Here is a 12,699-nt window from a genome sequence, read left to right as displayed (position 1 = left end):
TGTTTGCGATTGTCTCTTGAAACCATATAGGGTTCTTTACGGTCAGGGCCAGCAGAAGGATCACACTAATGTCTCATATCGTCGTTGTCGGAGCAGGTCAGGCTGGCGCGTCTCTTGTCGCCAAGCTGCGCAATGAAGGCTTTGATGGGGCGATCACCCTGATAGGCGAGGAAACTGCGCCCCCCTACCAGCGCCCGCCACTCTCCAAGGCCTATCTCTTGGGCGATATGGAACTTGAGCGGCTCTACCTGCGCCCCGAAAGCTATTATGCCGATCAGAGCATTTCCCTGCGCCTCGGTGCACATGTCAGCGCTATTGATCCTGCGGCCAAGACCCTGACCGTTGACGCAGAGACGCTGAGCTATGACGAGCTTGCCCTTACAACAGGCTCCACCCCCCGCCGCCTGCCCGCCGCAATCGGCGGCGCGCTGGACGGCGTCTATGTTGTGCGCGGCCTCACGGATGTCGATGCGATGGAGCCAGAATTTGGCGAAGGCAAACGCGTCCTGATTATTGGTGGAGGCTATATCGGTCTTGAGGCCGCTGCCGTGGCCGCCAAAAAGGGCCTCAATGTCACACTGGTCGAAATGGTCGACCGTATCCTACAGCGCGTCGCCTCCCCCGAAACATCAGATTACTTCCGCACTTTGCATACGGCACACGGCGTCAATATCCTTGAGGGCACAGGCCTCAAACGCCTGATCGGCGACACCCGCGTCACAGGGGCGGAACTGTCAGACGGAACCACCCTTGAGATAGACTTCGCCCTTGTCGGCGTTGGCATTGCCCCCGCCACAGCTCTGGCCGAAGCCGCAGGCCTCACGCTGGACAACGGCATCATGACAGACGCGCACGGGCGCACCTCTGACGCCCATATCTGGGCCGCGGGCGATTGCGCTTCGTTCCCTTATCGCGACGGGCGCATCCGCCTAGAGTCTGTGCCCAACGCCATCGACCAAGCCGAAATCGTTGCACAAAATATGCTCGGTAAAGCCGTTGAATACACGGCCAAGCCTTGGTTTTGGTCGGATCAATACGACGTCAAACTCCAGATCGCGGGGCTCAACACAGGCTATGACCGCGTTGTCACCCGCAAAGGCGAAAAAGACGGCGCAGTCTCCTTCTGGTATTACGGGGGGCAGACGCTCCTCGCTGTCGATGCCGCCAATGATCCGCGCGCTTACATGATCGGCAAGCGCCTCATCGAGGCGGGCAAATCCCCCGCGCCAGAAGTGGTCACGGACCCCGCAACAGAGCTCAAATCCCTGATGTCGGCGTGAGGATTATTGCAGGGCAACACCGCGGGCTGGTGCTCGCAGAGGTCGGCCAAGGCGACACAGACGCCCACTTGCGCCCCACGTCAGACCGCGTGCGCGAGAGCCTCTTCAATATCCTCGTGCATTACGGTCAGCCCTCTGGTGCGCGCGTGCTTGATCTCTTCGCAGGCACAGGCGCACTTGGCCTCGAAGCGCTCAGCCGTGGCGCAACCCATGTAACCTATGTGGAAAATGGCCGTGCAGGCCAAAAGCTCATCCTAGAGAATCTTAACAAAGCCCGCCGCACGCAAGACGCGGCTCTTCTCAAAAGTGACGCCACAAGCCTTCCTCCAGCCAAAACTCCCTGCAATCTGGTCTTTCTGGACCCCCCCTATGGCAAAGCTTTGGGCGAGCAGGCCCTTGCCTCCGCCCGCGCCCAAGGCTGGCTCTCTGAGGATGCGCTCGTTGTCTGGGAAGAAAGCGCGCCAATGTATGCGCCTCAAGGCTTCACGCTAGAGGATCAGCGCAAATACGGCAGCACAGTCATCACGCTCCTGCGTGCCTAGTCCTGGCCATACGTCGGGTGAAACCGCCCGGCAGGCGACAGGGTAAAGATCTCATAGCCCGTCGCAGTCACGCCAATCGAGTGCTCAAACTGAGCGCTGAGAGACTTGTCCCGCGTCACAGCCGTCCAATCATCTGCCAGAACTTTGGTTTCAGGCCGTCCAAGGTTCACCATCGGCTCGATGGTAAAGAACATACCCTCATCCAAAACAGGCCCCGTGCCTTCGCGCCCGTAATGCAAAACATTTGGCGGCGCGTGAAACACAGTGCCAAGCCCGTGCCCGCAAAAGTCGCGCACCACGGACATGCGCTGCGCTTCAACAAAGCTCTGGATCGCATAGCCAATATCGCCAAAAGTGTTGCCAGGCTTTACCGCTTCAATCCCCTTGAACAGCGCTTCATGGGTAATCTCGATCAGACGTTCCGCCTTGCGGCCAAGTTTACCCGCCACAAACATGCGGCTGGTATCGCCAAACCAGCCGTCAACAATCACCGTCACATCGATGTTGAGAATGTCGCCATCCTTGAGCTTTTTGTCAGAGGGAATACCGTGACACACCACGTGGTTGATCGAAACACAGCTCGCGTGCTCATAGCCTTTGTAACCGATGGTGGCTGACTTGGCTCCCGCCGCATTGACCATATCCTCGACGATACGGTCAATCTCAGCTGTGCTCTGTCCAACAAAAACATGCTCGCCAATGCGGTCCAGAATGTCGGCTGCCAAGCGCCCCGCCGCGCGCATCCCTGCAAAATCGGCCTCGCTATGAATGCGAATACCGTCTCTCGTCACTGGTCCGTTATGCTTCTCACCCACGGCGCTGGCCTCATCTATATCTGATCACTTTGGTTCTACATAAATCGGATCAAGCCCAAGGGCCAGCCCAAGCCTCAAGCCCCGTGCGCAGCACCAGTTCAAAGCTGCAAATCCAACGGCTTTCCAAGGGTGATACCTTGCGGGTCAATCACACAATCATACGCCAGAGCCTCAACGCCCGCCGCCAGAGCCGCGCGCAACCCTGCCGCATAAGCCGCATCAATATCCCCCGCCACGCTGACCACTTTCGCATCCGTGCGCTGGACTAAAAACAAAAGTATAGCCCGATGCCCTTGCGAGACCATCGCAGCCAGCTCCTGCAAATGCTTCAGTCCCCGCGCCGTAACAGAGTCAGGGAATTCGGCCAGCCCTGCCGTCCGCATCAGCGTGACCGACTTTACCTCGAGGTAAATATCACGCACGCCACCCTGCAGCAGAAAGTCCACACGGCTCTTTTCGCCATATTTCACTTCAGGGCGCACCACATCATATTCAAGCTCGGCAATAGCGCGGGCCTCAAGCCCCGCCTTGACAACACGGTTCGCAGCAGAGGTATCCACCCCCGTAAAATGCCCGCCACCATGCTCCACAAGCCGCCAGCCATATTTGAGCTTTTTCTTGGGGTCGTCATTAGGCTCCACCCAGATGCGCATGCCTGTCTCGGCCAGCCCCATCATCGAGCCAGGGTTTGCGCAATGCGCCACTGCCTCGCGCCCGTCCGCCAAGCGGATATCGGCAAGAAAGCGTTTATAGCGGCGCAAGAGTGTCGCAGGCTCAAGTGGGGTTTGAAAGCGCATGATATACGGCCTATACCCAAGCCAACAAAGCTTCAAGGAACACCGCATGAGCAACCCAACAGCCGCAATGCTCGTCATCGGCGACGAGATTCTCTCAGGCCGCACCCGCGACGCCAATATGCATCACCTCGCAGGCGAGCTGACCAAAGCAGGCATCACGCTTTCAGAGGTCCGTGTTGTGTCTGATGATGCCCCCGCTATCGTCGCAGCGGTTCAGGCGCTCTCTGCGGCTTATGACACAGTGTTCACATCAGGCGGCATTGGCCCGACCCATGATGACATCACCGCCGATTGTATAGCAGAAGCCTTCGGCGCACATATCGATGTGCGCGATGATGCCCGCGCATTGCTCGCCGCCTTCTATGAAGAGACAGGCCGAGAGTTCAACGCCGCACGCATGCGCATGGCGCGCATCCCTGATGGCGCGACGCTGATTGACAACCCTGTATCCGTCGCGCCCGGCTTCACCCTTGGCAATGTCCACGTCATGGCCGGCGTCCCGTCTGTCTTCCAAGCCATGCTCGCCACGGTCTTGCCGACCCTCACAGGCGGCGCGCCACTTCTGAGCCAAACCCTGCGCATCAACCGCGGCGAAGGCGATATCGCAGGCCCCTTGGCCGATCTGGCCGCGCGATATCCTGCGCTGTCTATCGGCTCCTACCCGTTTCAGGACAATGGCGTATATGGTGCAAACATCGTCATGCGCAGCTCTGATGGCCCTCTGTTGGACAAAGCCATGTGCGAGCTCGTGGAGATTTTCCCCGCATGACTCTCCCTGGCATCCAGCAAATCTATGATGTTGTCGATGGCACATGGCCCGCCGCCGAATATACGCAGACAGGCCCATGGCTCTTTCGGCGCGGCGCAGGCGGTGGCCAGCGCGTCAGCGCCACAACCGCCCAAGGCCCCGTCACTGTCGAGGATATCGCCACAGCCGAAGCGCAGATGCAGGCGATGGGCCAGCCCAATCTCTTCATGATCCGCGAAGGCGACGAGACGCTTGATGCACTCCTCTCCGAGCAGGGCTACGTCGTCCATGACCCCGTCACAGCCTACGTCGCTCCCGTTTCGATCTTTGCCGAGAAACACCCGCCGCGCATCTGCGCACTGCTGGCATGGGAGCCACTGGCGATCATGCTCGACATCTGGGCCAAAGGCGGCATCATTGAGGGCCGAATTGATGTGATGCACCGCGCCCAAGGCCCCAAGACGGGCCTCATCGGACGTCTCAATGATCACCCTGCCGCCGCAGCATTTTGTGCCATTCATGACGGTGTCGCCATGGTTCACGCACTTGAGGTCTTGCCGCACCAACGCAAACAGAACATGGGCAAGTTCGCGATGTACGAACTCGCCCACTGGGCCGCGCGCAACGGGGCAGGCCACATCTCGCTTGTGGTCACTCAAGCCAATCAGGCGGGCAACGCGCTCTACACTTCCCTCGGCATGACATCTGTGGGACAGTATCACTACCGCTTGAAGAAAGAGGGCCAGACATGAGCCATAAACAACCGACTGCACTTGACCTTCCCATGCTTGATCCGCTCCCCGACGAGACGCAGAAATACTTTGATATCTGTCAGGACAAGCTCGGCCTCGTGCCAAACGTGCTGCAAGCCTATGCCTTTGACATCGACAAGCTCAACGCCTTCACAGCGCTCTACAATGACCTGATGCTCGCCCAAAGCGGCCTGAGCAAGCTTGAGCGCGAGATGATCGCCGTCGCGGTCTCCTCAATCAACAAATGCTTTTACTGCCTCACAGCTCATGGCCAAGCTGTTCGCCAGCTCTCGGGTGATCCGATGCTTGGTGAAATGCTGGTGATGAACTGGCGTGCCGCCGATCTTGACGCCCGCCAAACCGCGATGCTCTCCTTCGCCGAGAAAATCACTGTCGCCAGTTACACAATCGTTGAGGCCGACCGCGAGGCCCTGCGCACTGTAGGCTTTTCCGACCGCGACATTTGGGACATTGCCAATGTCGCAGGCTTTTACAACATGACAAACCGTGTGGCCTCCGCCACAGATATGCGCCCAAATGACGAGTATCACGCGCAATCGCGCTAACGTTTTCAGCGCTGCTCTGGCGCTCATATGTCTGACTGCCGCGCCGCTTCTTGCCGAAGCTCTCGCGCTGCCTTCCAACGCGCGCCTTACCCGCGAAGTCGTCAAAAGTGCCGCCAGTTATTCCGCCCCCGTTGCGCCCTACGCAGCAGGGCTTCTGCCCGTGTTCGAGGTGCAGGGCCGCATCACAAAACAAGCCTATCGCATCCCACAACAAGGCATCACACCCCAACAGATTCTCACTCCGATTGAAGAAAGCTTGGTCGCAGCAGGCTTTGACCCTCTGTTCAAATGCCAAGACAGGTTCTGCGGTGGCTTTGATTTCCGTTTTTCAACAGATGTCTTGCCCGCACCTGACATGTTCGTAGATCTGTTTGATTATATCTTCCTCACCGCAAGACGCATGCCCGAAGGCGGCGCTGCCTCCGAGTATATCACCCTTCTTGTGAGCCGCGACAGCACGGCAGGCTATGTGCAGATCATCCAAGTCACACCCGAAGGCGCAACACCGCTCGCCACAGAACGTGGTGAACCACTTGTCGCCCAGCCCGTTGTCACCCCGCGCCAGCCCAAAGGCCCCATCGGGACAGAGCTTGAAACACGTGGCCACGCTGTCCTCTCTGACCTGACCTTTGAAACAGGCTCATCCGACCTTGGCCAAGGTGCCTTTGCCAGCCTTGAGGCTCTCGCAACATACCTGCGCGCAAACCCGACCCGCAAAGTCGCTCTTGTCGGCCATACCGACACAGTCGGCTCGCTCTCGGGCAACATAGCCCTTTCCAAGCGCCGCGCCACATCAGTCATGCAACGTCTCGCCTCCGCGCATGGTATCCCCGCCGCACAAATGGAAGCGGAAGGTATGGGTTACCTTTCCCCCGTGGTCAGCAACCTCACTGACAAAGGTCGCGAAGCCAATAGACGCGTCGAGGTGGTGCTTCTCAGCACAGAGTAGCGCTTGACCAATCCGCGTCCAAAAGGCATCACAGCCTCATGCTGATCCTCAAGATATTCCGCGCCCCCGAATGGGCGGCCCTGCGCGCAAACGGCGAAAGCCAAGGCGCGCCGATTGATGTAGCCGATGGCTATGTCCATTTCTCAACGCCAACACAGGCGCAAGAAACCGCCGCCAAGCACTTTGCTGGCGAAGAGGGCCTCGTGCTGCTGGCGGTTGACGCCGAAGCCGTCGATGACGACCTCGAATGGGAGGTCTCGCGTGGCGATGACCTTTTTCCACATCTTTACCGCAACCTGAAACTTTCAGATGTCGTCGCGCATTGGCCGCTTCCGCTCGTCGATGGCGTTCATGTCTTTCCCGAAGAGGCCTTGGCCGATGACTAAGCTCGAAACCCTCGCCCTCAAAGCGATGCACGCCTTTGATCCAGAGAGCGCCCACGGCCTCGCCATATCCGCGCTCAAACTCGGCCTCGTGCCGCTGTCTGGTCCCGTCACCTCGCCGCGTTTGGCGACCACGCTTGCGGGCCTTACTCTGCCGAACCCCGTCGGCCTCGCCGCGGGCTTTGACAAAAATGCCGAGGTGCTTGCCCCGCTCGCACGCGCAGGGTTCGGCTTTGTCGAAGTCGGCGCCGTGACACCCCGCGCACAGCCAGGCAACCCCAAGCCCCGCCTCTTCCGCCTGACCGAAGACCAAGCCGCCATCAACCGTTTCGGCTTTAACAACCAAGGCATGGAAGCCGCAAACGCGCGGCTGGCAAATCGCCCAAAAGACGCCGTTATCGGCCTCAATCTTGGCGCCAACAAAGACAGCGAGAACCGCGCCGAAGACTTCGCCCGCGTGCTCAGCTATTGCGGCGCGCATCTTGACTTTGCCACGGTCAATGTCTCCTCCCCCAACACAGAAAAGCTGCGCGATCTACAAGGCGCTGAAGCGCTTTCGGCCCTGCTCGCTGGCGTGATGGAGGTCAACAACTGGCTCAAAAAGCCGCTGCCCATCTTCCTCAAAATCGCCCCCGACCTGACCGACACAGAGATCAGCGAAATCGCCGATGTTGCTCTCGCTCAAGGCCTGAGTGCCATCATCGCAACCAACACAACCCTGTCACGCGACGGCCTCAATAGCGCCGCCAAATCCGAGGCAGGCGGGCTTTCTGGCGCGCCGCTCTTTGAGCGCTCCACACGCGTGCTTGCAAAGCTCAGCAAAGCCACCGAGGGCAAGCTCCCTCTCGTTGGTGTCGGCGGGATCGCCACAGCCGAACAAGCTTACACCAAAATCCTCGCGGGCGCGTCTGCCGTACAGCTCTATACAGCGTTTGTTTATCACGGCCTGAGCCTCGCCAGCGAGATCGCTCATGGCCTTGATACGCTGCTTGAAAAAGACGGCTTCGCCAATGTGGCCGATGCCGTGGGAACAGGGCGTGACGCATGGCTCTAACCATTTGGCACAACCCTCGCTGCTCGAAGTCGCGCCAAACTCTTGCGCTGATTGAAGCCCGAGAACCGACGGTGCGCCTCTATCTCACTGACGCCCCAAGCGAAGCCGAGCTGCGCGCCGCGGCAACGGCTCTTGGCGTCGCGCCCATCAAGATGATGCGCACAGGCGAGCCCGAGTTCAAGGCCGAGAGCCTCAGCCAAGACAGCTCCGAGGATATCCTCTTCGCCGCTATGGCCCGCATGCCCAAGCTCATCGAGCGCCCGATTGTGTTTGCGGGGGAAAAAGCCGTGATTGGCCGCCCGCCCGAGGCCGTGCTCAGCCTGCTTTAGCCGCCCGCTCAAGAGCGGGGTAGCGCAAGGCGAGGCTTCCCGCGCGAGCAATAAACGAAATATGCAGCGCCAGCCAAAGACCGTGATTTTCCATGCGTGGCATCAAGGCCCAAGCCGCGAGCACATAAATCACAAAGGCCACAGCCATCATGTTACGCATATCTGCCGTACGCGTCGCCCCGATGAATATTCCGTCAAACTGTGTCAGCCCGACAATCATCACAGGCGCTGCAATGAGCCAAGGCAGATAGCGACGCGCCTCTTGCTGCACATCTGGCGCTTTGGTCATGATGTCGATAATCATCGGCCCAATAAGCCAGAACGCCAGCGCCATGAGTACGCCCAGCGCCCAATAGGTGGTCAGCACCGCCGCGCGCCGCACCTGCGCCACAGCCGCAGCGCCAAATGCCTGCCCCACCAGCGCTTCGGCCGCAAAGGCAAATCCGTCAAGCGCATAGCCTGTGATGTGCAGAAACTGGAGCAAGACTTGATTCGCCGCCAAAGTCACATCGCCAAAGCGCCCGCCCAGCAGCAGAAACGACACAAAGATTCCCTGCAACAAAAGCGAGCGGATCAGAATATCGCTGTTCACCACAGCCATCCGCTTGAGCTTGATACGGTCAAACACCCGCGCCCAATCGCGCCAAGCGGAGTGGGCAAACGCCTCGCGGCACATCCACAGCCCAAGCACCAGCCCTGACCATTCTGCAATAAACGTGGCCCAAGCGACCCCAGCAACACCCCAGCCAAACGAAAGGACGAAAACAAGATCAAGCCCGACATTCACCCCGTTCATCAGAAGTTGGATCCACAAGACTTCCCGCGTGCGCTCCTGAGCAATCAACCAACCTGTGATCCCATACATCGCAATGGCAGCAGGCGCCGAGAAGATGCGAATTCGCATATAGGTCTCCGCCAGCCCCTCGACTTCCGCGCTCGCAGGCGAAAGGCGAAAGGCCCCCCAGATCAGCAAGGGCTGGATCAGCACAAAGAACAGCCCCCCCGCCACCCCGATCATCAAGGCGCGCGTCAAAAGCGCCGCCACTTCGCCCGCTTCCCCGCGCCCCGCTGCTTGGCTGGTGAGGCCCGTCGTGCCCATTCTCAAAAAGCCAAAGACCCAGTAGATGGCCGAAATGAAGACGGCACCCACACCCACCGCCGCAATCGGCGCCGCGTCTGGAATCTGTCCGACAACAGCGGTATCCACCGCGCCGAGAATAGGGATTGTCACATTGGCCAGTAAGATGGGAATGGCGATCTTGAGCACCCGACGATAGGTGAGCTCTCTATCGCCTATCGCGTCACTCATCCCGCCGCGGAGGCATCAGGAAGTGCCCCGTGCCCTGCGCAAAAATGCGGTTGCGATTGTCTTGCCACGCTTCGACATGCACGCTCGCATAGCGCCGCCCAGAGCGGTTCACTTTTGCACGCGCATACGCATCTCGAGGCAGGCCCGTACGAAGATAATCGATGGTAAAGTCGATGGTCTTTGGCAACCGTGGCAAATGCCCTTGAACAACTTCATCCGCGTCCAGATCGCCGCGCTCAATCTCGTCCCAAAGCACAGACCAGCCAAGCCCGATCACAGCGGCAACTTCCATAAACCCGGAGATCGCCCCGCCATGGAGAGCTGGCAACAAAGGGTTGCCAATGAGTTTATCATCATAAGGAAGAATAGCCGTGAGCTCGTCCCCCCGACGGTCAAATTCGATGCCCATAAAATTGATATACGGCACACCGTGCACCAACGCACTCAAGGCCGCATCACGGCGTTGTTTGACAACCTGCACAGGTTCGGGACGTTTGTAAGCCATGCTCAGCGCTCCACCGTAAAGGCCCCTGTGGCCGTGGCCACTGGGTTCTCTTTGTCGTCATCCGTCGCCGTAGCCCGCACAAAGGCAACTGAGCGGGTGATGTGATAACAATGCGCCTCCGTGGCGATGGTCTGGCCAGGCGTGGCCGGGCGCATATAGTCAATGCGCAAATCAATCGTCGCCGTCCCCGCAGGGTTGCTCGGATGGCTCATGGCCGCCGCACCACAGCACGTATCCATAAGCGCTGACACCGCACCGCCATGGATCACCCCTGTCTCAGGATCGCCCACAAGATACTCGGAATAAGGCATCTCAATTCGCGCGTAGCCGTCTGAAATATTCTTCAGCTCCATGCCCAATGCGCGGCTGTGTGGGATCGCGGAAATAAACTGTTTGGCAATTTTGGTTTTATCCATTGGGCGCTTGCTCCGTCGGGCACTTGGCCTCTGTTGGCCACATACTTCCAGACCGCCGCACCCTTCGCAAGCAGTAACACCGCAATTGTCTGTCTTGTGTCTTTTGCCACACCGCCCTAGGGTCCGCGCGAGGAGACTAAGAATGACGGACACACGGCTAAACTTCAAAGACATGTGCGCCAAATTCGACGTAACGCCGCGCACGTTACGCTACTATGAATACATCGAATTGCTTCAGCCCGAGCGCGAAGGCCGCTCGCGGTTTTACTCCGCTCGCGAGATCGCACGCATGACACTGATCATGCGCGGCCGCCGCTGGGGCTTTCCACTGGAAGACATCCGACAGTTCCTGCTGGTCTACGAAGAGCATGGCACAAAAGCCCAACTCCAGCACTGGATCGATATGGCCGACGGCAAGCTCATTGAGCTGGAAAAACAACGTGCCGAACTCAACACTGCCATTGAAGAGCTGACGGAAAACCGCCGGGAGACACTGGAAACTCTTCAAACCAAGAAGTGACGCAACGTATCGTTTACGTAAACGTCAACTTTCCCTTGAACGACTCGGCCAAGCTTTGCATCTAAACATCACGCGTTCCTCAAACGAGATGTTTTCATGCCTGATACAGATAAACTGATGACAATCCGCGAGATGTGCGACACCTATGATGTGACGCCCCGCACCTTGCGTTTCTATGAAGCCAAAGAGCTCTTGTCGCCCCTGCGCGACGGCCAGAAGCGCCTGTTCACGCGCCGTGATCGTGGTCGCCTCAAGCTCATCCTGCGCGGCAAGCGCTTTGGGTTTTCTCTCGAAGAAATCCGCCAGCTGCTTGAGCTTTACCATGTCGGCGACCAACAGCAGACACAGCTCGCCCGCACATTTGCAATCGCTCAAGAGCGCCTTGCCGACATGGTTCGCCAGCGTGACGAACTCACCCTAGCGATCAAGGACCTCGGCGACCAGATTAACGGCGTCGCACAGACACTTGCGGCAATGGCCGAAGGCAAAGACGCCGCCGAATAAACAGAACAGACCGCACAAAAAGACTTCAGGGAGAAACCACATGCCGAGTTACACAGCCCCCGTTAAAGACCTTCAATTCGTTCTACACGAGGTTCTCAAAGCCAGCGCATCCGATATTTCAGGCTACAGTGAGCTTGAGCCAGACTTCACAGCAGCGGTCCTTGAGGAAGCGGGCAAAATTTGCTCAGACGTTCTCGCCCCGCTTAATGCTGTTGGTGACAAAGAGGGCTGCTCGCTTGAAAACGGTGTGGTGCGTGTCCCGAGAGGCTTCAAAGAAGCGTTTGATCAGGTCCGTGAAGGGGGTTGGACTGGACTTGATATGCCCGAAGAATACGGCGGTCAGAACATGCCCTATGTGCTTGGAACAGCCGTAGGAGAAATGTTCTCGGCGTCCAACCAGGCCTTTACCATGTACCAAGGCCTAACGCATGGCGCAGCCTCTGCGATCCTTGCCCACGGCACCGACGCCCAAAAAAAAACATTCCTGCCCAAAATGGTCAGCTGCGAATGGACAGGTACTATGAACCTGACCGAGCCACACTGCGGCACAGACCTTGGCCTCATGCGCACCAAAGCAGAGCCACAAGACGACGGCAGCTTCAAACTTTCGGGCCAAAAGATCTTCATCTCTTCGGGCGAGCACGAGATGGCAGACAACATTATCCACTTGGTCCTCGCCAAAATCCCGGGTGGCCCTGACGGTATCAAAGGCGTGTCGCTCTTTATCGTGCCCAAATTCATGGTCAGCGAAGATGGCTCTCTTGGTGCGCGCAACGGCGTGAGCTGTGGCGCTCTCGAAGAGAAAATGGGCATTCACGGCAACTCGACCTGTGTGATGAACTATGACGAAGCGACCGGCTATCTCCTCGGAACCGAGCACAAAGGCATGCGCGCCATGTTCACAATGATGAACGAAGCCCGCATCGGTGTCGGCATGCAGGGCGTCGCACAAGCCGAAGCCGCTTACCAAAACGCAGTTGTCTATGCCAAAGACCGCCTCCAAGGCCGCGATGTCACAGGCGTGAAAAATCCAGATGGCCCCGCCGATCCTCTGATCGTGCACCCTGATGTCCGCCGCATGTTGATGGACCAGAAAAGCTTCGTTGAAGGCGCGCGCGCCTTTATTCTCTGGGGGTCCTCTCTGATTGATGCCGCGCACCGCGCGGGCGACAAAGACGCCGATGGCCTGATCTCCCTTATGACACCCGTCATCAAAGGCTTCCTCACAGA

17 protein-coding genes are annotated in these 12,699 nt (G+C 58.5%); 12 read left to right on the top strand and 5 right to left on the bottom strand.

Translation table 11 applies throughout. From position 1 onward, the window contains the following. Positions 1–68 precede the first annotated feature (68 nt). A complete protein-coding gene (locus tag P8O11_RS06530) occupies positions 69–1,280 on the top strand; it encodes an FAD-dependent oxidoreductase (protein WP_300292932.1) in 1,212 nt (403 codons plus the stop codon). Next, positions 1,277–1,822: a 16S rRNA (guanine(966)-N(2))-methyltransferase RsmD gene (gene rsmD, locus P8O11_RS06525; protein ID WP_300292930.1), complete on the top strand. Its 546-nt coding sequence runs from the start codon at positions 1,277–1,279 to the stop codon at positions 1,820–1,822. The genes P8O11_RS06530 and rsmD overlap by 4 nt, the downstream gene beginning before the upstream one ends. Here rsmD and map read toward each other — a convergent pair. Then, positions 1,819–2,637 (bottom strand): type I methionyl aminopeptidase, encoded by an 819-nt coding sequence (gene map, locus P8O11_RS06520; protein WP_300292928.1) that lies wholly within the window; start codon positions 2,635–2,637, stop codon positions 1,819–1,821. The genes rsmD and map overlap by 4 nt on opposite strands. Positions 2,638–2,735: 98 nt before the next feature. Beyond that, positions 2,736–3,434, bottom strand: a complete 699-nt coding sequence (sfsA, locus tag P8O11_RS06515; RefSeq protein ID WP_300292926.1) for a DNA/RNA nuclease SfsA — start codon at positions 3,432–3,434, stop codon at positions 2,736–2,738. Positions 3,435–3,480: 46 nt separating this feature from the next. Here sfsA and P8O11_RS06510 point away from each other — a divergent pair, with 46 nt between their 5' ends. From P8O11_RS06510 to arsC, 7 genes are read left to right on the top strand one after another with little or no spacing between them, the layout of a single operon-like run. Beyond that, positions 3,481–4,203, top strand: coding sequence for a molybdopterin-binding protein (locus P8O11_RS06510; RefSeq protein WP_300292924.1), 723 nt, complete (start codon positions 3,481–3,483; stop codon positions 4,201–4,203). Further along, complete coding sequence (locus P8O11_RS06505; RefSeq protein WP_300292922.1) at positions 4,200–4,934, top strand: GNAT family N-acetyltransferase; 735 nt, start codon at positions 4,200–4,202, stop codon at positions 4,932–4,934. Before P8O11_RS06510 ends, P8O11_RS06505 begins: the two co-directional genes overlap by 4 nt. Continuing rightward, positions 4,931–5,500 (top strand): peroxidase-related enzyme, encoded by a 570-nt coding sequence (locus tag P8O11_RS06500; RefSeq protein ID WP_300292920.1) that lies wholly within the window; start codon positions 4,931–4,933, stop codon positions 5,498–5,500. The genes P8O11_RS06505 and P8O11_RS06500 overlap by 4 nt, the downstream gene beginning before the upstream one ends. Continuing rightward, positions 5,472–6,449 (top strand): OmpA family protein, encoded by a 978-nt coding sequence (locus P8O11_RS06495; protein WP_300292917.1) that lies wholly within the window; start codon positions 5,472–5,474, stop codon positions 6,447–6,449. Before P8O11_RS06500 ends, P8O11_RS06495 begins: the two co-directional genes overlap by 29 nt. Positions 6,450–6,487: 38 nt before the next feature. Further along, the gene (locus P8O11_RS06490; protein ID WP_300292915.1) at positions 6,488–6,835 is read left to right on the top strand and encodes a DUF952 domain-containing protein; all 348 of its coding nucleotides are present in this window, start codon (positions 6,488–6,490) and stop codon (positions 6,833–6,835) included. Continuing rightward, positions 6,828–7,886: a quinone-dependent dihydroorotate dehydrogenase gene (locus P8O11_RS06485; RefSeq protein WP_300292913.1), complete on the top strand. Its 1,059-nt coding sequence runs from the start codon at positions 6,828–6,830 to the stop codon at positions 7,884–7,886. Before P8O11_RS06490 ends, P8O11_RS06485 begins: the two co-directional genes overlap by 8 nt. Beyond that, positions 7,877–8,215 carry an arsenate reductase (glutaredoxin) gene (gene arsC, locus P8O11_RS06480; RefSeq protein ID WP_300292911.1) on the top strand — a complete coding sequence of 113 codons (339 nt, stop codon included), beginning with the start codon at positions 7,877–7,879 and terminating at the stop codon, positions 8,213–8,215. Before P8O11_RS06485 ends, arsC begins: the two co-directional genes overlap by 10 nt. Here arsC and P8O11_RS06475 read toward each other — a convergent pair. Genes P8O11_RS06475 through P8O11_RS06465 form a run of 3 tightly spaced genes read right to left on the bottom strand, consistent with a single transcriptional unit; the run spans position 8,202 to position 10,445 of the window. After that, positions 8,202–9,524 carry an MATE family efflux transporter gene (locus tag P8O11_RS06475; protein ID WP_300292909.1) on the bottom strand — a complete coding sequence of 441 codons (1,323 nt, stop codon included), beginning with the start codon at positions 9,522–9,524 and terminating at the stop codon, positions 8,202–8,204. The two genes, arsC and P8O11_RS06475, sit on opposite strands and share 14 nt — an antisense overlap. Beyond that, a complete protein-coding gene (locus P8O11_RS06470) occupies positions 9,517–10,029 on the bottom strand; it encodes a PaaI family thioesterase (RefSeq protein ID WP_273496866.1) in 513 nt (170 codons plus the stop codon). The genes P8O11_RS06475 and P8O11_RS06470 overlap by 8 nt, the downstream gene beginning before the upstream one ends. Positions 10,030–10,031: 2 nt before the next feature. After that, positions 10,032–10,445 carry a PaaI family thioesterase gene (locus tag P8O11_RS06465; RefSeq protein WP_300292863.1) on the bottom strand — a complete coding sequence of 138 codons (414 nt, stop codon included), beginning with the start codon at positions 10,443–10,445 and terminating at the stop codon, positions 10,032–10,034. A gap of 142 nt (positions 10,446–10,587) precedes the next feature. Here P8O11_RS06465 and P8O11_RS06460 point away from each other — a divergent pair, with 142 nt between their 5' ends. The 3 genes from P8O11_RS06460 to P8O11_RS06450 form a co-directional block, all read left to right on the top strand. Beyond that, on the top strand, positions 10,588–10,965 hold the full coding sequence (locus P8O11_RS06460) for a MerR family DNA-binding transcriptional regulator (RefSeq protein WP_089887157.1): 378 nt from the start codon (positions 10,588–10,590) through the stop codon (positions 10,963–10,965). Between the two features lie 96 nt (positions 10,966–11,061). Next, positions 11,062–11,469, top strand: coding sequence for a MerR family DNA-binding transcriptional regulator (locus tag P8O11_RS06455; RefSeq protein ID WP_089887155.1), 408 nt, complete (start codon positions 11,062–11,064; stop codon positions 11,467–11,469). A gap of 40 nt (positions 11,470–11,509) precedes the next feature. Further along, the coding region (locus P8O11_RS06450) for an acyl-CoA dehydrogenase family protein (RefSeq protein WP_300292860.1) at positions 11,510–12,699 on the top strand (1,190 nt) is incomplete at its 3' end.

Origin of the sequence: Lentibacter sp. (genome assembly GCF_029254145.1) — a bacterium.
Classification (GTDB): domain Bacteria; phylum Pseudomonadota; class Alphaproteobacteria; order Rhodobacterales; family Rhodobacteraceae; genus Lentibacter.
This window is presented reverse-complemented; position numbering and strand designations above follow the sequence as displayed.

What these genes read in the sequence shown, in the direction of transcription:
- P8O11_RS06485 (WP_300292913.1), top strand. Translation starts at nt 6,828, where the DNA reads ATGACTAAGCTCGAAACCCTCGCCCTCAAAGCGATGCACGCCTTTGAT.
- P8O11_RS06530 (WP_300292932.1), top strand. Translation starts at nt 69, where the DNA reads ATGTCTCATATCGTCGTTGTCGGAGCAGGTCAGGCTGGCGCGTCTCTT.
- P8O11_RS06455 (WP_089887155.1), top strand. Translation starts at nt 11,062, where the DNA reads ATGCCTGATACAGATAAACTGATGACAATCCGCGAGATGTGCGACACC.
- sfsA (WP_300292926.1), bottom strand. Translation starts at nt 3,434, where the DNA reads ATGCGCTTTCAAACCCCACTTGAGCCTGCGACACTCTTGCGCCGCTAT.
- P8O11_RS06460 (WP_089887157.1), top strand. Translation starts at nt 10,588, where the DNA reads ATGACGGACACACGGCTAAACTTCAAAGACATGTGCGCCAAATTCGAC.
- P8O11_RS06470 (WP_273496866.1), bottom strand. Translation starts at nt 10,029, where the DNA reads ATGGCTTACAAACGTCCCGAACCTGTGCAGGTTGTCAAACAACGCCGT.
- P8O11_RS06500 (WP_300292920.1), top strand. Translation starts at nt 4,931, where the DNA reads ATGAGCCATAAACAACCGACTGCACTTGACCTTCCCATGCTTGATCCG.
- P8O11_RS06475 (WP_300292909.1), bottom strand. Translation starts at nt 9,524, where the DNA reads ATGAGTGACGCGATAGGCGATAGAGAGCTCACCTATCGTCGGGTGCTC.
- P8O11_RS06510 (WP_300292924.1), top strand. Translation starts at nt 3,481, where the DNA reads ATGAGCAACCCAACAGCCGCAATGCTCGTCATCGGCGACGAGATTCTC.
- P8O11_RS06495 (WP_300292917.1), top strand. Translation starts at nt 5,472, where the DNA reads ATGACGAGTATCACGCGCAATCGCGCTAACGTTTTCAGCGCTGCTCTG.
- P8O11_RS06505 (WP_300292922.1), top strand. Translation starts at nt 4,200, where the DNA reads ATGACTCTCCCTGGCATCCAGCAAATCTATGATGTTGTCGATGGCACA.
- P8O11_RS06465 (WP_300292863.1), bottom strand. Translation starts at nt 10,445, where the DNA reads ATGGATAAAACCAAAATTGCCAAACAGTTTATTTCCGCGATCCCACAC.
- arsC (WP_300292911.1), top strand. Translation starts at nt 7,877, where the DNA reads ATGGCTCTAACCATTTGGCACAACCCTCGCTGCTCGAAGTCGCGCCAA.
- P8O11_RS06490 (WP_300292915.1), top strand. Translation starts at nt 6,488, where the DNA reads ATGCTGATCCTCAAGATATTCCGCGCCCCCGAATGGGCGGCCCTGCGC.